Origin of the sequence: Aulosira sp. FACHB-615, assembly GCF_014698045.1 — a bacterium.
Taxonomy (GTDB): Bacteria; Cyanobacteriota; Cyanobacteriia; order Cyanobacteriales; family Nostocaceae; genus Nostoc_B.
In genome coordinates this window covers 244,634-269,804 of sequence record NZ_JACJSE010000007.1, presented here as the reverse complement: position 1 = coordinate 269,804, position 25,171 = coordinate 244,634, and the positions used below count along the sequence as shown (strand labels likewise).

At 40.8% G+C, this 25,171-nt stretch carries 20 protein-coding genes; 8 read left to right on the top strand and 12 right to left on the bottom strand.

Annotation, left to right across the window (positions count from 1 at the left end):
- Positions 1–123: 123 nt before the first annotated feature.
- From H6G77_RS14550 to H6G77_RS14535, 4 genes are all read right to left on the bottom strand, one after another.
- Complete coding sequence (locus H6G77_RS14550; protein WP_015113604.1) at positions 124–321, bottom strand: NblA/ycf18 family protein; 198 nt, start codon at positions 319–321, stop codon at positions 124–126.
- A 795-nt stretch (positions 322–1,116) separates the two neighbouring features.
- Positions 1,117–1,845, bottom strand: coding sequence for a PP2C family serine/threonine-protein phosphatase (locus H6G77_RS14545; protein WP_190589788.1), 729 nt, complete (start codon positions 1,843–1,845; stop codon positions 1,117–1,119).
- Between the two features lie 18 nt (positions 1,846–1,863).
- Positions 1,864–3,549 carry an AarF/ABC1/UbiB kinase family protein gene (locus H6G77_RS14540; protein WP_190589887.1) on the bottom strand — a complete coding sequence of 562 codons (1,686 nt, stop codon included), beginning with the start codon at positions 3,547–3,549 and terminating at the stop codon, positions 1,864–1,866.
- Between the two features lie 154 nt (positions 3,550–3,703).
- Positions 3,704–4,018: a DUF6825 family protein gene (locus H6G77_RS14535; RefSeq protein WP_190589789.1), complete on the bottom strand. Its 315-nt coding sequence runs from the start codon at positions 4,016–4,018 to the stop codon at positions 3,704–3,706.
- Between the two features lie 437 nt (positions 4,019–4,455).
- Between H6G77_RS14535 and H6G77_RS14530 the strand changes: the two genes are divergently transcribed.
- Together H6G77_RS14530 and H6G77_RS14525 are read left to right on the top strand one after the other, a co-directional pair.
- Positions 4,456–5,421 carry a hypothetical protein gene (locus H6G77_RS14530; RefSeq protein WP_190589790.1) on the top strand — a complete coding sequence of 322 codons (966 nt, stop codon included), beginning with the start codon at positions 4,456–4,458 and terminating at the stop codon, positions 5,419–5,421.
- A 13-nt stretch (positions 5,422–5,434) separates the two neighbouring features.
- A complete protein-coding gene (locus H6G77_RS14525; RefSeq protein WP_190871914.1) occupies positions 5,435–5,872 on the top strand; it encodes a hypothetical protein in 438 nt (145 codons plus the stop codon).
- Positions 5,873–6,021: 149 nt separating this feature from the next.
- Here the strand turns inward: H6G77_RS14525 and H6G77_RS14520 are convergent, their stop codons facing one another.
- The 3 genes from H6G77_RS14520 to H6G77_RS14510 all read right to left on the bottom strand — a co-directional run bounded on the left by H6G77_RS14520 (position 6,022) and on the right by H6G77_RS14510 (position 8,832).
- Positions 6,022–6,705 carry a TetR/AcrR family transcriptional regulator gene (locus tag H6G77_RS14520; protein WP_190871913.1) on the bottom strand — a complete coding sequence of 228 codons (684 nt, stop codon included), beginning with the start codon at positions 6,703–6,705 and terminating at the stop codon, positions 6,022–6,024.
- 138 nt (positions 6,706–6,843) lie between these two features.
- Positions 6,844–8,355, bottom strand: a complete 1,512-nt coding sequence (locus H6G77_RS14515) for a phenylacetate--CoA ligase family protein (protein WP_190871912.1) — start codon at positions 8,353–8,355, stop codon at positions 6,844–6,846.
- A gap of 144 nt (positions 8,356–8,499) precedes the next feature.
- On the bottom strand, positions 8,500–8,832 hold the full coding sequence (locus tag H6G77_RS14510; protein ID WP_242049219.1) for a hypothetical protein: 333 nt from the start codon (positions 8,830–8,832) through the stop codon (positions 8,500–8,502).
- A 215-nt stretch (positions 8,833–9,047) separates the two neighbouring features.
- Between H6G77_RS14510 and H6G77_RS14505 the strand changes: the two genes are divergently transcribed.
- From H6G77_RS14505 to H6G77_RS14495, 3 genes are all read left to right on the top strand, one after another.
- On the top strand, positions 9,048–9,653 hold the full coding sequence (locus H6G77_RS14505; protein WP_190871911.1) for a hypothetical protein: 606 nt from the start codon (positions 9,048–9,050) through the stop codon (positions 9,651–9,653).
- Between the two features lie 56 nt (positions 9,654–9,709).
- A complete protein-coding gene (locus H6G77_RS14500) occupies positions 9,710–11,395 on the top strand; it encodes a serine/threonine-protein kinase (protein ID WP_190589794.1) in 1,686 nt (561 codons plus the stop codon).
- A gap of 108 nt (positions 11,396–11,503) precedes the next feature.
- Complete coding sequence (locus H6G77_RS14495; RefSeq protein WP_190871910.1) at positions 11,504–13,636, top strand: serine/threonine-protein kinase; 2,133 nt, start codon at positions 11,504–11,506, stop codon at positions 13,634–13,636.
- Positions 13,637–13,710: 74 nt separating this feature from the next.
- Here the strand turns inward: H6G77_RS14495 and H6G77_RS14490 are convergent, their stop codons facing one another.
- Positions 13,711–14,544: a sulfurtransferase gene (locus H6G77_RS14490; RefSeq protein ID WP_190871909.1), complete on the bottom strand. Its 834-nt coding sequence runs from the start codon at positions 14,542–14,544 to the stop codon at positions 13,711–13,713.
- A gap of 94 nt (positions 14,545–14,638) precedes the next feature.
- Between H6G77_RS14490 and H6G77_RS14485 the strand changes: the two genes are divergently transcribed.
- Positions 14,639–15,310 (top strand): LuxR C-terminal-related transcriptional regulator, encoded by a 672-nt coding sequence (locus H6G77_RS14485; protein ID WP_190871908.1) that lies wholly within the window; start codon positions 14,639–14,641, stop codon positions 15,308–15,310.
- A 943-nt stretch (positions 15,311–16,253) separates the two neighbouring features.
- Positions 16,254–17,078 (top strand): lectin ESA-2, encoded by an 825-nt coding sequence (locus tag H6G77_RS14480; protein ID WP_190871907.1) that lies wholly within the window; start codon positions 16,254–16,256, stop codon positions 17,076–17,078.
- Positions 17,079–17,138: 60 nt separating this feature from the next.
- Here H6G77_RS14480 and H6G77_RS14475 read toward each other — a convergent pair whose 3' ends face one another.
- Entirely contained in the window at positions 17,139–18,728 is a 1,590-nt protein-coding gene (locus H6G77_RS14475) for a B12-binding domain-containing radical SAM protein (protein WP_190871906.1), read from the bottom strand.
- Between the two features lie 477 nt (positions 18,729–19,205).
- Entirely contained in the window at positions 19,206–21,026 is a 1,821-nt protein-coding gene (gene mrdA, locus H6G77_RS14470) for a penicillin-binding protein 2 (protein WP_190589802.1), read from the bottom strand.
- 384 nt (positions 21,027–21,410) lie between these two features.
- Between mrdA and H6G77_RS14465 the strand changes: the two genes are divergently transcribed.
- Entirely contained in the window at positions 21,411–23,003 is a 1,593-nt protein-coding gene (locus H6G77_RS14465) for a tetratricopeptide repeat protein (protein WP_190871905.1), read from the top strand.
- A 30-nt stretch (positions 23,004–23,033) separates the two neighbouring features.
- Here the strand turns inward: H6G77_RS14465 and H6G77_RS14460 are convergent, their stop codons facing one another.
- On the bottom strand, positions 23,034–24,149 hold the full coding sequence (locus tag H6G77_RS14460) for an LptF/LptG family permease (protein WP_190871966.1): 1,116 nt from the start codon (positions 24,147–24,149) through the stop codon (positions 23,034–23,036).
- A 218-nt stretch (positions 24,150–24,367) separates the two neighbouring features.
- Positions 24,368–25,096: an LPS export ABC transporter ATP-binding protein gene (lptB, locus tag H6G77_RS14455; protein ID WP_190871904.1), complete on the bottom strand. Its 729-nt coding sequence runs from the start codon at positions 25,094–25,096 to the stop codon at positions 24,368–24,370.
- Positions 25,097–25,171: the final 75 nt, after the last annotated feature.

Below are 25,171 nucleotides of genomic sequence, written 5' to 3'. Positions count from 1 at the left end.
TTTGGGTTAAAACAATCAATCTACAATCGCTGAACTAAAGTTGACGCCCCAGCATCCCCAGCTCCTTTCCTTCTTGGAACCGAGCAAGAGAAGGAGGTCGCCCACTGCGACACAAAAATAAGTCTATGCCAGAGTGGAACCTGAGTCTAAGCCCCACTGGTGTTTAAGAAGCTCTTGGTAAGTAGCCTCGCGCACAACCATTTGCTCATAGAGCTTGACCAAAAAGTCTTTCGCTTGGTCATGGCTCATGTGCTGTACTTGAGTAGCAAATGAACGGATGCTGAATTGTTGTTCCAAAGATAATTCAATTGGCTGGTTCATAGTAAACTCCGAAAAACAACGCGTAAAAGTGAGCTTTAGGGTTAGAAATCCCTCAAAGGATAGTTTTGGGACTAGCAGTAGCTCTACATTTGTTCCTACGTATTAAGAAAGATAACAATTGTTTGACTATTTGCCCACACCCTTGGGGATTAAATTTTTTGTGTCCTTAACCGTCTTTGCCTAAACCTACTGGTATACAACTCAAGTATATTGAGGCAAATTCCGGGAAATTTCACAAATAGTGAATCTAAATACCTGATTTTAGCCTTTCCGAGTCAAGCTTCTCTGGGAGGGAGAAACTGGTGAGTGCAAAGGTAAATATAAGGTATTAAACCTGAATTATATTCGCTATACCGTATTAGGTGCAAGATGTCAATTCAACAAATTATATAAACTCTACCTCCAACTGCTAAATTTTGGAAGTTAAGAGTATTTTTATCAAGTTGTAAAAAATAAAAATGCTCAGGCTGAACAAATTGCTGAGTATATCTACTAAAGATAACGTTTGGCGAAAATTTGAGTCAGTTGATTCCAGGATTTACTCGTAAAGCTTGGGTTTAGGGGTGAAAGGGTGTTGTATTCAAAACCCCTACACCCTTTCACCCTTGATTTTTCATATCACTGCGTAAGTTTTACATTCTAGACTGGTGGAGGTGGGCTGTATAGTCAGGTAGTGCAGAGAAATGAAGAAAAAGCCATTAACCACAGCAAACTTTACCAGAGGGGCTGCTGGCTGGCGGAAAACAAGAGAAATGTTTGGTCAAAATTACTTTTGACCATTGACAATTGATTTGTTCAGTCTTGTATTTCTACGATCACAACTGTGATGTTATCATGCCCGCCTTGTTCTTTGGCAGCTTCTATGAGGGAGATAGAGGCTTTTTCCAGTATAGGGATGTTTTGCAGACACTCAGCAATTTGTGGGTCTATTAGTTCTTCAGTAAGACCATCGCTGCATAATAGCAAGCGATCGCCCCCTTTTACGTCCAGTGGTTGCAAATCAAATTGATTCAGGTCTTCTCGACCCAAACACCGGGATAAGACATGACGAAAAGGGTGCATTCTGGCTTCTTCAGGGGTGATGTCGCCAACTTTAATCGCTCTGGCTACCCAAGTATGGTCTTCGGTGATTTGCTCTAGTTGTGAATTACGCAAGCGATATAATCGAGAGTCGCCAACGTGAGCGCACCAAGGAGTTTCTGCTTGACGGAAAAGTACTACAACTACGGTAGTACCCATATCAGCGCGTTCGGGGTGATTTTGCTGATCTAGTAAAATTGCTTCATTAGCTTGCCACAAAGCTTTTTCGAGGATTTTTTCATTTGGTTCAGGCCCATCCCAATTTGCTACTAAATAGGCTTGAATTTCCCTTGTCGCAATGTGGCTTGCTTCTTCACCGCCTGCGTGACCACCCATACCATCAGCAACGACAAAAAATCGTCCTTCAGGATCGATATAATAAGCATCTTGGTTACTCGAACGAATAAGACCCGGATCACTAAAACCCGTGAATTTTAATTTCATAATTTTTTAAGGCAATATTTAATACATACGTTCATAACGGTCGAGGCGAAGAAGCAAACGGATCAGGATTACTGAGACGGCTGCTGCAATCAAGCCAGCTACCACCGCTAACCATACATAATGATTCACCAATAAAATGGTAGCTGACAGAGTAAATCCACTGATTATCAAAGCGTAGCTAATTCCAAGCTGAATACTTGCCTGTCGTCGCAAGAGGCGTTCTGATTCGATAGAACGTACCCGCACCCGCATATCCCCTCGCTCTAATTTTTCCAGAGTATCTTCTAGCCTGCGGGGTAGGCCGAATGCGGTGGTACTCACCTGTACTGCTTGACGACTTAATTCATTTAAAAAGCTATTGCTATCAGCGCCATTCATGTTTGTCATAAGCTGCATTGCATAAGGTTGGGCAACTTCCATAAAGTTAAATTCTGGATCTAAGCCCTTACCTACCCCCTCTAGAGTGGAAAAAGCTCGCATCACAAAAGTAAACGTTGCAGGAAATCTAAATGGCTGATTATAAGCTATTTCGTATAGATCATCACTAATTGCTGCAACTGATTGTGTTTCAAACGGCTTATCCATAAAATTGTCCAGCATATACTGGACAGAACGCCGGACTGGCCCAATATCATCGACTGGTGCGATCGCTCCTAAATTAATTAGTGATTCTACTACGCGATCGCCATCTTTTTGAGCAATGCCAAACAAGGTTTCCATCAGTCCTTCTCGGACATTGGACTTAATGCGTCCCATCATCCCAAAGTCGTAGAAGATTAAACCACCCTCGGCACTGACAGCAATGTTACCTGGATGGGGGTCAGCATGGAAAAAGCCATTATTCAGCAGTTGATGTAAATAAGCTTGAGCGCCTTGACGCGCAATCAATTTCCGGTCTAAACCCGCCGCTTCTAAAGCTTCATATTGACTGATTTTAATGCCGGGTAAATATTCTAAGGTCAGAACTCGTGGTGAAGCGTAACGCCAATAAACTCTAGGCACTTTCACCCAGTCATAACCGCGAAAGTTGCGGCGAAATGTATCAGCGTTACGGCCTTCCCCAAGATAATCAATTTCTTCCCAAAGAATGCGACAACATTCTTCATAAATCCCCATCCAGTCTCGTCCCTTCCCCCATTTGGGATGGTTTTGGAAGTAACGAGCAATTCCTTTGAGAATCTGTAAATCTATTTCAAATAACTTTTTTAATCCAGGACGCTGCACCTTAACGACAACAGCTTCCCCACTGTGCAGCACAGCTTTGTGTACTTGTCCTAAACTTGCAGCCGCTAGTGGAATAGGTTCAAAACTTTGAAAAAGTTCCGGAATTTTCTTCCCTAATTCTTGCTCAATAATCGTTTCTACTTGCTCATAGCTAAATGCCGGCACTTTATCTTGCAGTTTTGACAACTCTTCGACATATTCACTGGGAAAAATATCAGCACGAGTTGAAAACAATTGCCCAACTTTAATAAAAGTCGGCCCTAAATCTAGTAATGTATTTCTTACCCAAATTGCTTGGGCTTTGCGCCTTGCTGCTTGTTTGGCTTCTGTTACACCACCTGGATAACTCCAAGATTTGTTATAACGCCAAACTTTGAACATAAAGGTCAACACAAAAGACCAAATGTCCACAAAACGGCGTTTGCTAGAGTAGTTTTCACGATTCCAACGGTATGCTTTGTCTGAATAACTTTGTTCCATATCTTTTGCGTACCGTTGGTTTGTCACTGAATCAACTGGAAGATAAGACACTCTGATTCCTAAACTTTGTTTGATTAAAGAGTCATTTGTCATTCGTCATTGGTCATTTGTCAGTCGTCATTTTGACTCTTGACTATTAACTCTTGACCATTAACTAAACAGAACTGCTGCGATATCGCTGTAGTTCATTCCGCAATAGGGCAATTTCGGCGCGTAATTCGTCAATGTTGGCTTGCAAATCAACTGGGTCTTCTCCGACTGTTGTGGTTTGACCAACATTAGCCGCCTCTGCGGCGCGATTTGCTCTGGCTGTGACTTCTTCTGTAAACTGACGCAGTTGCTCTCTAGCTTCAGCATCAAATTTACCTAACTCACTGAGCGCATCGGTCAAGGCGACTTCTAGGCGCTCATTAATCACTTCCGCTACTGCTCTGCCTACAAAAAAGGCTTGTAAAAGGGGGTTACTCATAAATTTTTGTTACGCTCATCCGCAAGAGAATTATAACTTGCTCGTATGCTTTGCCGCTTCTATCTGAGAGTTTTGGAGTCAATTTTACAGGTTTAAAGTTACCCCCCTTTACAATTCTTTATTATAATCATATAACTGTATATGTATTTAGTTACATATAAAACTATAGATTAAGAAAATCTAAAAATTAATTAATTTAACTTGCTTGTGTTTTTTTCGGAGTGGTTGATTTTTTATTTCCATAGTGAAGTAATTCATTATATATATTTACATTTATTGGTTTAGTCACAAATTTTTAAATATTTTTTCTGCTTAAATGAAAATTAAAATACTGAATTTTGTTTAAGTTTTAAAAAATACAGTAGTTAAGGGATTATAGTAGCAGATATTAAATAATAGTATTTTATCAAGATTGGCATATTTCTTTATACATAATTATGTCCATCAAACTTTGTTGTTTGACCAAAAATCCACTAGGTAAGTTGACTTTAATTTTTGTTGCTATTAGTTTGACCCTTAGTAGCTGTACACCAGAAAGAAGAGCTATGCTCAGAGCTACGGCGGAAAACTTTCGTAACCAAGCTTCTGAGGCGATTAATTCATATAGAGAGATTAATCAACTGCAACTGCGAGATTCTACTGGGGATGATCCAGATAAAATTATTGAGGAATTATTAAATAATCCTATTCTGGAAGATGATAGTGATGGTGGCAGTATTAATTTTCAAGAATTAGATTTAATTATTTTAGGAGAAAAAAAGCAACCAACAGAACTTGATACCGCTTTAAACAATTTACAGGCAGAATATGATCAAGTTGCACAAATATTTAGCAATCTGGAAGCTATTGATTATGGTAGTAGCAAGATAGTAGCACAAACAGCGCGACCAGCAAGGTGTTTAACAGTGAAAATGCTGCGTTTGGCGAAACTTTTGCAAGAAAATCCACCCAAGCCAAAAAACCCTGAACGAGCAGATATTGGAGCCGAATTAATTAAGCTGCGCCAAGCCTACAGACAAGCGAATATATCAAATTCCGAGAAGGAAGGAATTGAAAAGCAAGTCGGTGTGTTAGTTAATCAGTGGCGCAGTTTAGATGTTGAGGAAAAGGAACTGATAGAAGCAGCGATCGCTAAATTTATAGTAGCAGCAGATAAAGGACAAAGACTATCCAAACTCATTGATGAATATCCCCATCTTAGCTTTGATGTGGTGGCGGCGAGAATTACCCAAATCTTAAATTTAACTACAGATATCACTGGTAATAATTACGGTTCACTCAGAGGCAGAATTAATATTGTTGAGCAAGAAATTAAATCTGATCAAACTCTGAGCAGTTTTTTTATTGATGTTGTTAATGGACAATCTCAGCCTGATAAATCTCAACTTAAATGCCAAATTTAACAAGGTAATCATTATGAATAATCAGCCTGTGAATAACATTATAGCGGTGGTTGGCAATAAAACCATAGATAGTTTAGCTACAATTATTCAACAGTTACAAGCGGAACCCAAAAATAGCATTGATTTACCAAAATTGCAGTCTACAGAAGATGAATTAGAAGATATTTTACTTATGTTGCAATTTGAATTAAAACAAGCTAAAGATAAAAGTAATTGGGATTTAGTCAATACCTTAAGACCAGCAATTCAGGAATGTAAATATACCATTGATAGTGTGAGAGCCGCCATTATTAATAAAATTGTGATTGAAGTTAACTCTGATAATTTTGCCGAAATGCAGAAAATTTTGGCGAATATAGATGAAGCCAGTAAAACCCAAACGCAGATTAATGTGGCAATTGGTTTGTTTGGCTTTGTGCGGAGGTTATTATCTGGGAGAATTTTGCTTTAGCAATTTATGAAGCAGAATTCAGAAATCAGGAGTCAGAATGCAGCATGAATTCTGTATGACACTTTGGCAAGCTTAGTGCATCGCTGGGTAATGAATGTTGCTGGAAAACCTCGTCCACCGTGAGCTAAATCAAAATCAAACTTTCTTCTTCATTTAAACTCTATCCCTTTATGGGTGGAGTATTCTGTCTTCTGACTCCTGTTTATTTTATCTGCATTGATAACTGGCACAGGAACTAAACTAATACCCCGGACAAAAATATCTACACAAGTTTCAATATATTCATCACTGGTATAACTCTTGTACTTGAGTTTAGCATTATGACAGAGCATAGCTGCTAATAGCATTCCCGTAAACATATCAACTGCTGGTGCGGGGTCAAGTTCGGGTCTAACTGTACCATTTTGCTGGCAAGATTTGAGGTATGTAATGAGTTTTTCGCTTAAAGGTTGAGCAGCTTCTTGAATAACTTGTTTAGCTGCTTCTGGATGACGTTTAGCTTCCCCAATAAAAGTACGAATTAAATCTTCTTGCGCTTCTAACATGGAGTTATAAAGTTTGGCATAGTGTCTCAAATCAACACTGAGATTTTGTGTCCAGGTTTCGGGATGAGCCAAAGCTTCTAACTGGAGTGCTACAGCATTTTCAATAACTGCTTTCAGGAGTTGTTCTTTGCTGGCAAAGTGACGAAATAAAGTGACTTCATTCACGCCAGCAACGCGAGCTATTTCGCGGGTGGTTGCGCCTTGCACACCTAAACTGGCAAATACCTGTGAGGCTGCTGTAATTAAACGTGTGCGGGTGAGGGTGGATGAACGGATGTTTTTAGTCATTTTGCTTGCAAGTACTTACTTGCATTATATTTAATGTTGAAAAAGGTTTTATTAAGCAACTTACTACAATATTTAGCAAACATTTGTAAAGTAATAACAGACTGATGCTACTGAGATTAATAAAGCTTTACAAAATTTCTATCTACGTGTGTAACGATGCTTAACGCCGATGGGGAAATATTCGCGATCGCCTGTTGCGGTTAAAGTTACCTGTGGTGTTTGATATTCTGGGGGGACATAATTAGCAAACTCACCGTTTAAGCGTAAAAGTTGCACCAAAATTGACTCGGTGATAACTTGGCGTTTGTCTTCACTTGCTTCAACATCGGGTGCGAGTTCTACAACTACAGATAAAAATCGGTTCTTGTCTGCATCTTCTTTGACTTGCAAGACGAATTTCCCTGTTACCCACTCTTGTACTGCGGGTTGTTCTAAACCGACAGAGACGTTTTCGGGATAGATATTGGCACCAAAATAAGACACGGTAAAGTTAGAACGTCCAAAAACATAGACGAAAGGTAAGGGGTGTATTCCTCTGGGGGAGTGCTGAGTGCTGAGTGTTTCTAGTGGGTTGAAGTTCCATTCTGCTAAAAACTCAAGCATTGCATCGTAGGTAATAATTCCGCCAGTGTCGAGGATGTCGTAACGTACTAGGGGAACGCCATTATCACCAGAAAATAATAATGAGTTGTTCTGCACCTCAAAAAAGCGACTGGTGGGGTCATATTGGACTAATGTAGGTAGACGAGATTCACCGAATAAAGTTCTAGCAGCGTCGGGGTTTTTCGCTAAGAAACGGCGAATGCAAATACTCAACGGCGTTTCATTTCCCAACACCCCAGCATCAGCAGTTCCATAAAGTGAGGCGAAATCATAACAAGGGTTTTGGGAACCTATTCTGTCAGCAACTAAACTGCGCCATTCTTCGCTGAATACTTCTCCCGCCATAACCAGTTTGATGTGATATTGTGACCACTGCACGCCACGACTTAAACCAGTATCAATAACATCTTTGAGGAATGGCGGATATCCCAACAAAGCAACTTGTTCAAAGTTTCCCCCTAGTTCTTGAACGACGCGCAAGATTTCTTCTTTGTTGTTACCAGGAGTAATAAGGGTGATGGGATAACCTTTACTTGCTAAATAGCGACAACAATTTGTCGTGAACATTCCCCCCACCCAAGTTCCCAAGGTGAAACAAACTACAGCCAGGGTGCGTCGAGTATCTGCAAAAAAACTATCATGAAAAATTTGCTCAAAGCGGGTGGCTATTTGCAGTTCATCGGTGAAGAAGCGAGGCCAAAATGTGGGTTTACCTGTAGAACCAGAGGAAGCAGCTATCATATCGCACTCTGCTAACTGTCCATTGCGGCACAAATCTGGCAGAGGATAACGTTGGATATAATTTTCTTTAGCGATCGCAGGTAATTGCTGAAAATCTTCTAAACTTTGAATTGTCGCTGGATTAATGCCTCGTTCGGCTAAAAACGCCTTGTATGCTGGCACATTCGCCGCCACATCCCGAAACAATGTTAAGACTGTTTGTGAACTAACAGTGTTGTGATGTCTCTGTAGTAGGGTTTCTATAGGAGTAGAGATAAAGTCCGTAAATGCCTTAATACTGCGCTGTTGTTGGGAATTAGCGTTCATCGCATTTATCTAATAACTACTTTAATGTAGAAGGCGATCGCAGCTAAAACCGGATCACCTTTACTGGCAGTATACAGAAGTGGTAAGTAAGGGACTAGTATTTTATCTAGATAGTTAAGATGAATGTCCCTCACTTCCAGTCTTTTACTGCAATCTAGGTAATTTTTTTATGAGCTTGTCACCTTCAAAAATACCAGTTATTTTGTAACCATCAGGGCTTTCCCATACAAAAGTTGCCATTGTTTTAGAGCGGCTAACCTCAGTACCTCGACCCAAGATTGACCGCACATCTGTTAACGACATTCCTATTTCTAACCGTTCGTACTCTGCATAGCCGAAGCTAGAGAGTTCAGTCTGAGCAGATTTCTTATGTACCTTCAAATCAAAAGCAGCTTGATGGAAGCCGTATGTTAATCCGTAACTAAGCACTACTCCTATGTAAAAAATTATATCCAGGCGGGGTGGGAGTCTTTTCATAGGTATTTCCCTATATTATTTCTCCTAGAGCCTACCCAACACCATAGAAAAACAAAAATTGAGCCTCGTTGGGTAACATATACTATTTGCCTGTTTAGTAGGGGAAGAAAGATTTCCTATAAGTTGGGGGAGGCGTAGCGTAAACTAACAGCCTACGGTGATTATAAGCATTTGTTGAATTTTCAGAAACGAACGACTAAAAACGCAGAGGAAATATGTCTTACAGCCAGTTTAGTTTGCCAAGAGTTATTCAAGATTTCAACCTCACCTTAGTTGAAGGTGGTTCATTTTTACCACTAATGGAAACTGATGTGACTGTTCCCCCGTATTTGGTCGAGTTTTTGCAGCGTCATCTCCAGTTAGCGATCGCTCTGAATACTGAAAAGGCTCGGTCTGAATTAATTATCTGTCCATTGTTGTTAGCAGTCAAAGAAGCTTTACAAGATCAGATTAGTTTATTTTCTGGCGAAGATTTTAATGTTGACGCAGAAGCGGGTTTAACAGGAATATGTGATTTTATTCTCAGCTTGTCGCCAGAACAATTGTTTGTCAAGGCTCCTGTCGCTGTGGTGGTGGAAGCCAAAAAAGAAGACTTAAAAGGCGGTTTAGGACAATGTGTTGCAGAGATGGTAGCAGCGTGGAAGTTTAATCAAGCAGCAAACAATACCATTAATACCATTTATGGAACTGTTACGACTGGCACAGTTTGGCGTTTTCTGCGGTTGCAAGACAGTACAATTACTATTGATTTGACTGAGTATCCCTTACCACCAATAGAGTCTATTTTAAGAAGATTGGTGTATATGGTGAGTTGTCCGTAAACAGAACTACCTCAGCTGTAGTAATTTATAAAAACCCTACCTTATCCTTCAGCACCATGCAGGTTTATTGCAGTAAACAACACGCAAATTTTGAAAGTAATCGGTTTTGTACCTCTTGTGGTGAACCGTTACCGCTTGCGGTTGGGCAGATTGTTAATCAACGCTATCACATTATACGTCAGCTAGGGCAGGGCGGTTTTGGACGTACTTATTTAGCGGAAGATAAACAAAAAGCGAATCAAATGTGTGTGCTGAAGGAATTTGCACCCCAAGTCCAAGCACAGCAAGATTTACAAAAAGCCAAGGAGTTATTTGAGAGGGAAGCCAATGTGCTGAAGCAACTCCAGCACCCGCAAATTCCCCGATTTCATGCTTCTTTACAGGTGCAGTTAGGCAGTAAAGATTTTTTCTTTTTGGTGCAAGATTATATCCAGGGTGAAAATTATTGCCAGTTATTAGAACAGCGTCAAGCTCAAGGACAAACTTTTAGTGAAGAAGAAGTGATTCTGCTGCTGCAACAAATTTTACCTGTGTTGTCCTACATCCACTCAAAAGATGTTGTTCACCGCGATATTTCACCAGATAATTTAATTTGGCGACGTTCAGACCATTTACCTGTATTAATTGATTTTGGTGGGGTGAAGCAGTTACCCGCTTCCCAAGGTTTTTGGTTTACTAAATTAGCCGTGAATCATACTTTGTTAGGTAAAAAAGGCTACGCACCAGAAGAACAGATTCGCCAGGGAAAAGTATTTTTAAGCAGTGATTTATATTCTTTAGCGGTGACAATACTCGTATTATTAACAGGGAAGGAACCGCAAAAATTATACGACAGCTATCAAGGGCTGTGGTATTGGGGTAAGGAAATTAAAGTTAGCCCCAAATTAGAATCGGTATTGAAAAAAATGCTGGCTTATAAACCAAGCGATCGCTATCAAACAGCCGAACAAGTCCTGAAAGATTTACCATCGCCTGCTGTCACCCAACCCAGCAATCCTTATATTACCAAGTTGAAAACTCAAATTGTTGCCCCTGGGCAGAAACGCGCTAACGCTATAGTCAGTAAAATTCACCAAAGAACTCAAGCTGTCAGCCGCAAATTACCTTTACCTATGTGGTTACGTCCCTTTGCTGTGAGTATGGCGGGGACAGCCATAGTCGGGTTAACCGTGGCGGGAACTTGGGCGGCGGTAAATGCGGTTGTGCGGGGTATCACATCTATCAGCATACCTTCGATTTCTCTGCCCACAATGCCATCATTACCGAATCCCCTAGCGCAACCAGTCAGTAACAAAGGAAACGGGGATGTGATGGCGCGTCGCCAAGAATTAGAAATTTCTGAAGTCTTCTTTATTCGTATGGTAGACTCGTTGTTTTATAGCCAAAAGCCGGAAATGCAAGGGCGAACCATCACCTCAAAATCAGAAGATAAGGCTTTGCGGGATGAATGGTTGAGAATTGCTGATGACTTGTTGGATAAACTAGAACAGGCTGAACTTAGTCCCGCAGCCCGCCGGAAATTGGGTAGTTATAGTCAACAAGATTACGAAAGATGGAGACAGCAAGCCAGAAGTGGAAAGTTCGGTGACTATACAATGAGTCAGTTGAACAGAGAAACCAATCAAAAATTTGAAGAGTTATTTCCCGGAAAACAACGGGAGAAACAGAACCAACAAACTTACGGTCAAATTTGGTATGCGATCGCGGCTGATAAAGTTAGTAAAATACAATCGAACAATTAGTTAAGGTGTCAGGGTGATGAGTGAGTATGGAAGCAGGGGTGCAGGGGTGCAGAGGTGCAGGGGGCATAAAACGAAAATATATTACTTAAAACTCAGCACTCAGCACTAATGACTAAATTCTATTGTTCTAAAGGTCATGTAAATCCCGCAGGTAGTCGGTTTTGTCTCCAGTGTGGTGAAAATTTGCAAGATGTACCTGTAAGTTATGGTATCCAACCTGGGTTAACTTTAAGCGATCGCTATGTAATTGTTCGTCAACTCGGACAAGGTGGGTTTGGACGCACTTATTTAGCGGAAGATATCAACCGTTTCCGCGAACTTTGTGTTTTAAAAGAATTTTCTCCCCAAGTGCAAACAGCCTACGTGCTGCAAAAAGCCGAAGAACTGTTTCAGCGCGAAGCCAGCGTTCTCTACAAATTGCAACATCCCCAAATTCCCCGCTTTCGGGAACTGTTTCGCACAAATCTTCAAGGTAAGGAATATTTGTTTTTAGTCCAAGATTATGTCGAAGGACAAACTTACAATTCCTTATTAAATACCCGCAAGCAGCAAGGGTTAAGATTTACAGAAGTAGAAGTCAGACAACTATTACAGCAAATTTTACCAGTTTTAGATTATATTCACTCCCTGGGTGTAATACATCGAGATATTTCCCCAGATAATTTAATTTTACGCGCCGCCGACCAACTGCCAGTCTTAATTGATTTTGGTGGTGTTAAACAAGTAGTCGCCACCGTAGCTTCTCAATATTACCAACCAGATGCAGCAGGTCAAATGCCTGCACCAACCCTACTAGGAAAAATCGGTTTTGCACCATCAGAACAAATGCAAACTGGTGCAGTATCTCCCCATAGTGACTTATATGCGTTGGCAGTCACCATATTAGTATTATTAACAGGTAAACAACCGCAAGAATTATTAGATAACTACACCCTAACTTGGAAATGGCATCAAGAAGTTAGTCTGAGTCCGATGTTAGGACAGGTGTTAGACAAAATGTTAGCACCCCGACCAAGCGATCGCTATCAATCTGCTAGTCAAGTTCTGCACGCCCTAAACCCAACACCAAGTAACTACGCCGTTACTCAACCACCATTACCACCAGCGCCAGAAACATCTGCAACTGTCGCTGTCTCTCCTTCTCCTCATATCAACTCCACACCACCCCGCCCAATTTCACCCTCTCCCGCACCTATTCCCCAAGCCAAAAGTCGGTGGACAACAACGAAAACTTTTATGGCAACATTAGCTGTAGTGGGTGTGATTGGAGCAGTTTGGATAGGCACAAATCGCAATCGTGGTGATGGTGGAAATGTCGAACCCACACCCACACCAACAGTTACTCAACCTGTGGATGCTTCCGATAATTATTCCCCAGAAGAAAAGCAACGCAAAGAAAAATTAAGCGATCGCCGTCAAGCACTGGGAATTGATCAAGACTTTTATATAAACGTGGTAAATCAAATTTTTTGGCGGAGAAATCCGAGTTTACAAGGACGCACCCTCAGCAATAAACCAGAAGATGAAAGTCTGCGGGCGACTTGGGATAAAACTGCGGATGAATTATTAGGTAAACTAGCCTTTCTCAGCGACCAATCCCGACGGCAACTAGGGAATTATACCGCAACCGACCGCGATCGCTGGAAAGCTGCCGTAAATAACATTAACGTTGGTAGTCGCGCTTTATATGATTTAGGCGATGCAGCTTTTTACCGCGTCTTTCCCGAACAGCGTGGACGAAATTTTATGAATGAACCCATCGGTCAAGTTTGGCATGGGTTTGTGAACGATCAACTAAATGCTATCCTCAATGGCAATGCTTTTGCCAAGATTGTCTTTGATACAGGCGCAACAAGTGAAACCGTCAGTGGAACTCTCAAACCAGGAAGTGGTAAAGTTTTCATAGCTGGACTAGCTCAAGGGCAAACCTTAGACTTAAACCTCAAAGCTAGTTCTAAAGTTTTGTTATCAATTTATTCCCCTTCTGGTAAACTCAAACTCTTAGAAGACTCAACAAAACGCACTTTAACTACAGAGCTACCAGAAAAAGGATACTACGAGTTTGTGATTGTTTCTACAGCCACAACTCCAGTAGATTATCAACTCACCATCTCTGCGGAAAGTCCCATCCCTGTGGAGACACCCACACCCACACCTACAGAAACACCCATAGAAACCCCCACACCGATAGAAACGCCTACAGAAACACCTACGCCTGTGGGAACAGAACAGAAACTTTGATAGAGACTAGGGTTGGGTAGAGGAACAGAACCCAACATCATCAAAACTGTTACCTGTCACCTATCACCTGTTCCCTACGATAAGTCATTCAGGCGACTCCATTCATTCCAAGAGCCGTCGTAATTGCGAACATTTGGATAGCCTAGTAAATACTTTAAAACAAACCAAATATATCCAGAACGTCCACCGATCGCACAATAGGGGAAAATTTCTTTATCAGGTGTAATACCTTGGCTGGTATAAAGATTTTTCAATTCAGCAAATGATTTAAAAGTACCGTCCTCATTCAGTGTCAGGATATGCTCAAGATGAACTGCGCTAGGGATATGTCCAGTGCGTTCATTGGCTTTGGGTGGCTGATTAAAAAACCACTCACCGTTGTATTCTTGAATTGTGCGGACATCTAACAAAATGGGTTCCTGTTGATGACTTGCAGCTTCAACTTCAGGATGTAAGACTCTCAAACTATGATCAGGCGCTTGGGGTTGATAATCAGTGGATGGAAATGTAGATAACTCAGTTGCGAGTGGACGATTTTCTGACTGCCATTTTTGATAGCCGCCATTGAGAACTCGGACATTATCGTGACCAAAGACTTTTAACAACCAAAAAATCCAGCCGCCGATGCCGGGATAATTGCCATAAGCAATAACTGTTGTATCATTGGTGATACCAGAGCGTGCCATGAGTTTGGTAAAAGCGATCGCATCTAAATTAATTTTGAAATCTGGTAAGAGTAAGTCTGTAAAAATATTCCAAAATACAGCACCCGGTAGATGGGCATTTTTGTAAAGCTCTGGACTTGTATCTACTTCAACAATGCGAACATTAGGATCATGGAGATGATCTGCTAACCATTGGGTATCAACGATAACTGATGGATCAGCGTAATCAGAATTGGCAGTCATAGTTAATTTATCCCAAAATCTACACTCAGTACTTTGCTCTAAGATAAATTTGGGGCGATATTACTTCTAGACCTCGAAAGTGTACAATTTGCCTATGGTCGCATTACAAGATATATTTCGGGCAATTGCTCAAGCTGAAGATGAACAGACATTGCGATCGCACATATCCACAGATATCAGTCAGTATTTTGCCGCTACACGCAGTGGGCTATTTTTCTTTGATCAAACTCATCTGATTGACAAAGCAATACTAATAGCTTTATCACCCCAATACAACCCAGTCGCACGTTACTTACTAGAACGCCACGCCCCAGTTCACGAAGCCTTAGTAGTTGAACCAAAAACATGGAAATTGATTTGTCCCCGTCCTGATCACTATCATGTCATGGCCGGGCCAATTGTCAGCACTGGTAAATTAGTAGGTGCATTAGGTTTTACCCGTCAACAAAACATACCTGCATTCGATTCGCAAAATCTCACAGATTTAAGTGCGATTTGTCTGCATATTTCCACTTGGGTAACAATGACAAAATCCCCACATCCACCTTTCCAAACCGCAAATTTAACCCCTAGAGAAGTGGAAATTGCTATACTAGTAGCGCAAGGTTGTAGCAACGCAGAAATAAGTCGTGAATTGTGGATTACCCAAAACTCTGTTAAACAAGCTTTAAAAAGAATGTTCCGCAAGCTAGAAGTTTCATCTCGCACGCAAATGTTAGCAAAGCTTTCTACAGCTATACAATCTAAACAACTACCGAAAAAGTAATGAATAATGAGTAATGAGTCAGGACTTACGCACAGGCTACGGAAGAACTAACCACAGAGGCGCAGAGAGAAGTTGCGTGCGCGGGTTCCCCGCGTTGAGCAAACTTCGGGAGTTCACGGAGAAATAAGAGTTTGAGAAGTGTTTTGCGTAAGTCCTAATAAGTAATAAATTTACTTATTACTCACTACTTATTACTCGTAGTGTACCTCACCTACTTACTGCAAAAGTACTGTAATTTGCCAATGTCTTTGCCTTGTATCCCTTGTCTCCCTTGCCTCTAAATTTACTGGCTTATGATAAATAAATATTTGTTTATAACTTACATAAGAAATACTGACTTGACTTGTTAACTGTCTTAAATGTCCGATTTTATTAACTTTAATAGTCTTAAGTGTCTTAACTGTCTGATTGTTAGACTTATTTCCTGATTTGTAAATTAAATTAAAGCAGCAGATAGCTGTTTAACGTATTGACAAACAGAAATTCATTGAATAGTATTGTCACATAGTTATCATATTTGATTTTTCACAAAGTCAAAATACATTGATAACTTCTTGATAGTTCCCTATATCTATGATTGATTCCATAAATCAATCTAAAAGATAAATAAAACCGCCCCAAGTTTGCCAAGATATCGAGAGAATATAGCAAGTCTAAAATAAGGCTTTGATGTACACTAAACAGCTTCTAAAAAGTCTCTAGCCAGATTTTAGACTTGCTTTGGAAATTGCTCTGTAGGAATCCTATTTGATTTCTGAAGACACATATATAAAAAGGGCTTAACTAGCTTTGAGCTAGTAAGTTTTGCAATACCCATAAAAGTTGTAAATGAGTGAAATAATTCACTTTCAATTGTGCTGGGATTCATCTATGTTTTCAGAAATCAAATGGGGTTCTTAAAGGAGAACTCTGAACTAAATTATCAAAAATATTGGAGAAAAAAATGACAGTTACTGCAACAATTAACAATCTCTATATCGTCCAAAATCAGTGGGGTGGTGCTTCTGCACCTTGGAATCCTGGTGGCGCATGGGTAATTGGAGGTAGATCAAATCAACGTGTTGTCGCGCTCAAAGTTACATCAAACGACAATGGTAAGACTCTAAATGGAACCACCACTTATGCTGGTGAAGGCCCCATTGGTTTTAGAGCTACCTTAACTACCAGCGATACATATAAAGTAGAAAATCAGTGGGGAGGTTCTTCTGCGCCTTGGAATGCAGGTGGAAATTGGGTACTAGGCAGCCGGGGAAATCAAAATGTTGTGGCAATTGATATCACATCCAACGATGGTGGTAACACCTTTAACGGAACAATAACTTATGCAGGTGAAGGCCCCATCGGCTTTAAGAGTGCGGCTGCAAACGGCAGTGTCTACACTGTAGAAAACCAATGGGGAGGTTCTTCTGCACCTTGGAATCCTGGTGGTACTTGGGTACTGGGCAGCCGGGATAATCAAAATGTAGTAGCACTCAATGTTACATCTAATGATGGCGGCAAAAGCTTAACTGGAACTAACACATATACAGGCGAAGGCCCCATCGGTTTTAGAGGCAACCTGTTTGGTAGCAATAACTACAACGTAGAAAACCAATGGGGAGGTTCTTCCGCGCCTTGGAATGCAGGTGGAACTTGGGTAATTGGTAGTCGCGCCGGACAAAATGTAGTGGCGGTGAATGTTACATCTAATGATGGTGGCAAAACCTTAACCGGAACCATTACTTATGCTGGTGAAGGCCCCATCGGTTTCCGCGCCACCAAAATCTAAAAAGGCGATCGCGCATAAAGATTAGTATAGTCAGTCAGGTAGGGTAGGCGATCGCATATCCTACTTGACTAGTACTGGTTCTTGCTTAGGTAACGCAGAGACTATCAGTGGGTCGTAGCCTAATTGTTGAGTAATTCGTTGTCTAGCTAAAACCCGATACTCCCAAAAATGTTCTCCCGCAGCGCATAGTCCTAAATACATATTCAGAACTTGCGGTTTTGTCCGCAGAATTGCCCAGAGTTGTTGCCAGAACTGCACACGAATTTCTGGTTGACGTAAACCTTGAAGCCAGATTAACTTAACAACCAGCCGCAATGCCTTTCCTGGAGACAATTGCATAGTTTGTTTTCGCTGGGGGAGGGAACCAAGACTCAGACATTGCTGAAAACAGCGTCTTAGATAGTTTCTGGGTTCATATAAAGTCCATAAGCCTTCTACATATTCTCTCGCAATTTCATCAATGGAGCGTGAGGGGATGAAATTCATTAAGGTATTCTGGTCTCCCACTTCAGTTGCACCAATACCCTTACTCTCTAACAAACGCTGCTCTTTTTGCAGACGGTTCCATAAAGCAGTGTTAGGCAAAGCTTGAAGAATACCCAACATTGGTTGAGGAATATTGGTTTGTTCGACAAAAGCTTGAATTTTTTCTCCTGCGCCTGGGCGTTCTCCATCAAAACCGAGGATAAACCCTGCATAGATGAGTATACCTGCTTGATTAATTTTCTCACAGGCTTGCACAAGAGGACTACGAGTATTTTGCAGTTTTTGTGTTAGTTGCAAACTTTCTTGGTCTGGAGTTTCTATACCGAGAAAGACAGCATAGAAACCTGCTTCATTCATCAATTGCAACAGTTCTTCATCTTCAGCTAAATTCACAGAAGCTTCAGTGATAAATGTGAAGGGATAGGAGTGTTGTTTCATCCACGGAATCAACTCTCGCAAGAAACGTTTGACGTTCCGTTGATTGCCAATAAAGTTATCGTCAACAATAAACAGTGACCCTCGCCAGCCTAAATCATACAGAGCTTGTAACTCAGCAATGGTTTGCTGAGGTTCTTTTGTGCGTGGTTTGCGACCGTAGAGTGTAATAATATCGCAAAATTCGCAGTTAAAGGGGCAACCGCGAGAAAACTGGATAGCCATCATCAAGTAAGCATCCCGTTGCAACAAGTCAAAACGGGGCATCGGGCTTTGGCTGACATCAGGTTTTTCCAGGGAGCGAAATATTCCTTGTTCTTGACCTTGATTGAGGGCTGCTAAAAATTGCGGAACAGTTAATTCCCCCTCATCCAAAATTAAATAATCCGCTCCAGAGTTCAAAGCATCTTGTGGAATAGATGTTGGGTAAGGGCCACCAACTGCTACTTTTTTACCTAAGCGGACTGCTTTTTGAATCAGGGTATGAAAATCTGGTTTCTGCACCAGCATGGCCGACAAGATGACGAGATCGCACCACTCCCAATCAGCTTCTGTTTCCAGATTGACATTGCGATCGCAAAATCTAATTTCCCATTCTTGGGGTAATAGTGCTGCAACGGTAATAATTCCTAATGGCGGTAAAACGGCTTTAAGTCCGGCGATTTCCATGAAGCGATCGTAAGACCAAAAAGATTGGGGAAACTGAGGGTAGAGCAATAATGCTTTCATAAAATCCTGGTTGCAAAACTTCTGCTATCTCGGACTCCCATCAATAGCCGACATGATCTGTTTGGAAACTGATATGTTGCTCCAAACAAATTAACGCCTAATATCTGCACTACAGCTTAGGCATATAGGCATGATAAAAATAATAAAAGACTAAAATAAATTCAGTCTTTTAAATTAGCAATACACCTGTCAGAAGATTGAGAATATCTTCCTACTAACTGAGTCAACAAAGACATCTTAAATACTACAACTCAGAAGGCTGTTCTTCTCTCTGTCTAAAGTTAGAACAACCTAAAATTACTAGTCTTACCAATTCTGTATGAAGACGCACCGAATGATATGACGAACCAAAAAGGATGCTCTGTAAAAAGTGAAAAGTAAAAAGTAAAAAGATAATTCCCATAAATAAATTGATGGGCTTCAAACCATTTTCTTTTTCTTTCTTTTAACTTTTTACTTTTGCTTTATTTGGTCAAACTATTGTTGTTTTGCCTCTGGTTTTTGATATTTACCTGGATACTTTCTTTGGTAATAGTCTTCCATAATTTGTAGAATCATCGGCGCGGCGACGCTACCACCACCACCACCAGAATGTTCTGCAAAAGCGACAATTAGCAGGTCTGGATTATCGGCTGGCGCATACGCACCAAACCAAGCATGATTTTGTTTAACACGACGTTTCCAAGCTTCGGCTGTACCACTTTTACCCGCTACCGGGGGAATTGTCGGTTTATTTAAAACCTTCCCTGTACCTTCAGAAACAACTTTACGCAGTCCATCGCGCAAAATTTTAACGGTTGTTGGCTTCATATTTAAAGATTCGCGCCAACTTTGAGCATCTTCATTATCTTTGAGTAAATGTGGCTGGACTCGATAGCCGCCGTTAGCCGGGACTGCAAACATCACCGCTACTTGTAAAGGTGTGGTTTGTAAAGCACCTTGACCAATAGACATATTAATTGTGTCGCCTACAGTCCAGGGTATTTTCCAAGTTTTCTGTTTCCAGTTTTCATCGGGGACTAACCCTTTGGCTTCTTCTGAGGCGAACTCAAAGCCGGTTTTTTGACCAAATCCATATTTGCGAGTCCATTCAATTAAAGCCGGGCCGCCAACACCTCTACCTATTTGATAAAAGAAAGTATCACTACTCCATTGCATCGCGCCGACAAATCCCAAAGGCCCGAAACCTGCATGGTTCCACTCGCCAAATCTGGTTCCGCCAATGGTCAAGGAACCGTAGGTTTGTAAAATTGTGCTGGGGGAAAATTTGCCTGATTCTAAACCGGCTGTGGTTGTGACAATTTTAAAGGTGCTGGCGGGGGGAAAGACGCTGAGGGCGCGATTCACTAGGGGATGGTCTTCACCTTGTACTGATTCCCAGTCTTTTTGTGTGAGTTTTTGTTTAGAAAAGATGTTGGGGTCAAAGGTGGGATGGGAAACTAAGGCTAAAACTGAGCCATTTTTGGGGTTGATGGCTACTATAGCACCGTCGCGATCGCCTAAAGCTTTTTCGGCAGCCCTTTGAATGTCTAAATCTAAAGTTAAATGCAAATCATTCCCGGCTTTGGCTTGTTTTTCTCCTAATACCCGCAATGGTCGTCCAGCCCCATCTACTTCTACTTGCTGACCACCCCATTCACCCCGCAACATTTTCTCATAAGCTTTTTCGACTCCCATTTGACCGATAACATCGCCTAAACGATAGCCATCTTTTTTTCTTTCTTTTAACTGTTCTGCTGTTAATTCTCTGGTATAACCGAGTACATGGGCTAAGGCTGTGCCGTGGGGATAGTAACGTACAGCTTCCGTATGAATTTCCACTTCTGGGAGTTCGTTTTCATACTCTTTGATTGCTGTGACTTGGGCTTCGTTTAAATCACGGGCAATTCTAATTAAAGAAGATGAATTTGCGCCTGCTTCATCTAGCTTTTTTTCAATGTCTGCTTGGGGAATCTCTAAAATGCTGGCTAACCTCGGCCCCACAACTGGCCAAGAAGGTTTTGTATGCGCCATTGGCCAAAGATACACAGAACGGGGATAACGAGTACTGGCTAAAAGTTTGCCGTTGCGGTCAAAAATATTTCCCCGTTCTGGCTGTTTGGCAATAACTCGAATGCGGTTAGACTCGGCGCGTTGGCGGTGTGTGTTTCCCTCAACAATTTGCAAATATGCCAACCGCGCCCCGATACCGCTTAACATTGTGAGGGTAAATATCATCAAAAATATAGACTGAAAATTGCGCCCGACTGTGCGTGTATTTTTTTTGCCACCTAGAGGAGAAGGGTGTAATACTGCCATAAATAAGGTTAATTACTGATAAGTACTATCTGTATACAATGGTTCTGGGCTTCTACCGGGTATTACTGTTAATCACAATAATTTTTTGTATATAGTTTTACTTAAATAAGTAAAACCATATCGCTGATTCAGTTTATCAAGAATTATTGCAATTAGCCATTCGCAAAGTCTATGACCAGAGTAAATTATTTTGGAGAAATTTAGGGGCGAGGGGGACGAGGTAGACAAGGGGGACAAGGTAGAGAGTGTTTTTGAGGGGAAATGTTTACGTATATGGGATATTTGAATAAAATAATCTAATTCCAAGATTCGCAGATATACTCAGTCTCCCGACTCCCTGTCTCGACAAGATGTTTAGAAATCAAATAGGATTGCAATATATCAATGGACTGGATTACGCTGCTGCGATCGCTACAGTCTGATTTTATTCAAAGGCTAACATCTGGTTCTCTGCTACATTGCGAAACAGAAGGTCAATACAGCGAAGTAACTATAATTTCTGGGGAGAGATTAAAGATACTCCGCGACTTTTGCTGGCAAATGGCTGAAAAATACAAGCGGGTTTCGCCAGTGCGTGATGTTTTTATCAGCTATCTCAAAGGTAAATTAGGCGAGGAAGTTGTTAAGGAACGTTTGGCTGATTTAATTACCGAAGTTGATTATGAGAAACGCTTTGGTGGCGATGGCAAGATAGATTTTACCCTGACTACTAACCCATCAGTGGGGATTGAAGTCAAATCTCGGCATGGTAGCCTTGATCGGGTGAGATGGTCTGTTAGTTCGGAAGAAGTAGAAAAAAATGCGGTTGTAGTTTGTATTTTAATTCAAGAAGAAGTACACGAAGCGCAATCTGAGTATCATCTTTTTTTAGCCGGATTTCTACCGACTCGGATGATTAAACTCAAAACAGGTAGAATTGCCTTTGGCATAGAACAATTATTATATGGTGGTGGTTTGCGTTGTTATTTAGAACAATATCAATCTACTATTAATTATCAAGAATATCACTCAGAAGATAATCAGAAAACACCAATGTTAGCGGCGCGTCCCGCAGTTAATCAAGATAATCAATTTTTGATTGTGCAGACAGAAATTGATTATGTCAAACTAGGTAATGATTGTTTTGCTAAGGGAGAATATGCAAATGCGATCGCTAACTATAGTCAAGCTTTAAAATTACACCCAAATGATGGAGAGATTTATTATCAACGAGGATTAAGCTATTATCAACTAGGAGATTATACAGAAGCGATCGCAGATTATTCCCAAGCAATTCAACTTAATCTCAATGATGCCAAGTTATATATTAAACGTGGGTTAGCAAGTTACCAGTTAAGCGATTATACTTCAGCAATTCATGATTACTCCCAGGCAATTAATATCAATCCTCATCTGGCAGTAGCTTATAAAAATCGTGCCGATGCTCGTTCCCATTTAGGAGATAATCAAGGTGCGATTGAAGATTACAGCCAAGCACTTAAAATTAATCCTAACTATGCCATAAATTATCAAAACCGTGGCATGTCCCGTTATTTTTTAGGATATCAGCAAAGCTTTACTAAAGCTATTAAGTTAAACCCTCACGATGCTATTGCTTACAAAAATCGTGGTAATGCGCGTGCAGATATGGGTGATTATGAAGGTGCAATTGATGATTATACTCAAGTAATTGCGATTAACTCTCATGATGCCCATGCTTATTATAATCGCGGTAATGCTCGTTATGATTTAGGCGACAATGCCGGAGCTTTTGAAGATTATACTCAGGCTATACAAATTAACCCAAATTATGCCGATGCTTATTATAATCGCGGCAATGTGCAATCAGCGATCGGCGATAAACAAGCAGCAATGATAGATTTTCAAAAAGCTGTAGAACTTTATCGCAAAGAAGGTAAATTAGATGCGCTTAAAGATGCGCGAGGACGAGTTTTAGATTTACAAATTGAAGAGTCGCTAGATATTTTGAATTTTTAATTTAGGCGATACCAATGGAGTGTATTCAAGTTAACGCCTAGCTACGCGCATTAATAAGAATAAACCTATGCCTAAGAAAATAAAATTAGGCAACCAAGCACCCAAAAAAGGAGAAATCACACCAGCCTGTCCGATCGCACCACTAATAAAAAATAGTAAATAGTAAGTAAAAATCACAATCACGCACACGCCAAAACTTGTACCTCTCCCAGTACGTTGCGGGACGCTTCCCATTGCTGCGCCGACTAAGCCAAACACTAGACAGACAAAGGGTAAAGCAATTTTTTGTTGAATTCTCACTTGCAGCTTGCGAATTTTTTGGCGATCGCCTCCTAATCTTTCCACTGTTAATTGTTCTAAAGATTCGGAAATATTCATTTCACCATAGTCACGGCTTTTTTCTACCAAACTCAGTGGTGTGCGGGGTAGTTTGAGTTGTTGCTGTTCAAAACGTAAAATGTTGCGATAAGAACCATTAGGTGCAACTAAATAAATAGTGCCATTATAAAAATCCCAAACGCTTTGCGAACCATTCCATTGTGCTGATTCTGCCACAACCACCTGATTTAAACCTGCTGTAGAACGGTCAATAATAGTTAAACCTTTCATCCGTTTACCGTCAAACTGGTCAGCATAAAATAACCGTGCCAATTGCTTAGTTTTACTACCATCGGCTTCTTGAATATCGCGGTATTCGGGATAAAAAATATTTTGTTGTTTTAAAACTGGCTTATCAGATTTAATAGCACTTTGAAGAGTTTGATTGGCTTGGTAATTGGCTGTTGGTGTAATTTGTTCGTTAAAGACAAATGTCATCCCTGTAACTAATAAACTTAACACAATAGCAGGTAGCACCATCCGATAAACACTTACTCCACACCCGCGTAATGCTATGAGTTCACTATCGCTCGAAAGACGACTGTAAGTCATCAAAGTCGCCAACAGCGTGGACATAGGAAAAGCTAACACAATAAAATATGGCATCTTTAACAAGAAAACTTGAATAGCTATGCCTACAGGTAGACCAGATTCAACAATTTTTCTAATTAGATCAAATACAGCATCAATTGTTACACCAATTGAGGAAAATGCCCCAACTCCAAATAAAAATGGTGGTAGCAATTCACTGAGCAAATAACGATCCATAATCGTAAATGGCAGCAGTGAATTAATACTATAAAAAGACTGTTGCTTTGTGGAAATCATAAGCAATTAAAATTTAATGGTTCAACCCTGGTTAATGCGTAGTTTGTAACTTATAGCAGTCCTATTTGATGTATGAATAAAAGAGACAAGGGAGACAAGGCAGAGAGATGTTGATAAATCATTGAGGATTTTTATATCAATTTAAATTTTTCGGTTTTTTAAACGTGAAAATTATCACCTAAATAGTATTGCCTCACAAGAGGATTGCTGTACAGTTCTTCAGCCGTACCAGAAGCGAGAATTTGTCCTTCGCGCATAATATAGGCGCGGTCAGTAATAGCCAGAGTTTCACGCACATTGTGATCTGTGATTAAGATTCCCATACCGCGATCGCGCAGTCCTGCTACAATTTCTTGAATTTCTGCTACTGCGATCGGATCAACCCCAGCAAACGGTTCATCTAACAATAAAAACTTTGGCCCTTCTCTTCCCGCCGCCAACGCCCTGGCTAATTCTGTCCGCCGTCGTTCACCACCAGAGAGTTGAATCCCTTTGCTGTTAGCTACTTTCTCTAACCGAAACTCCTTCAGCAAAGTATACAATCGCTTCGACCACTCCCGTTTGGGAACATTGGTTTGCTCTAACACCAAGAGTATATTATCCTGCACACTAAGTTGGCGAAATATACTGGCTTCTTGGGCTAAATAACCAATACCCAAACGCGCCCTTTTGTGCATAGAGACACCAGTAATATCTTGAGTATCTAGCCAAACGCGCCCTTGATTGGGTCTTTCTAAACCTGTGGCAATATAAAAGGTCGTCGTTTTGCCAGCGCCATTGGGGCCTAGTAAACCAACGACCTCACCTTGAATCACGGAAAGATTGACACGATTGACAATGGCTCGCTTGCCGTAAGATTTGTGAATATTCTCTAAAACAATTTTCACTATCTGCGTTAATTGATACTAAGTAGTAATCGTGAACTGCATACACTAGGACTGCTGAAAAAGGGGCTAGAGGCT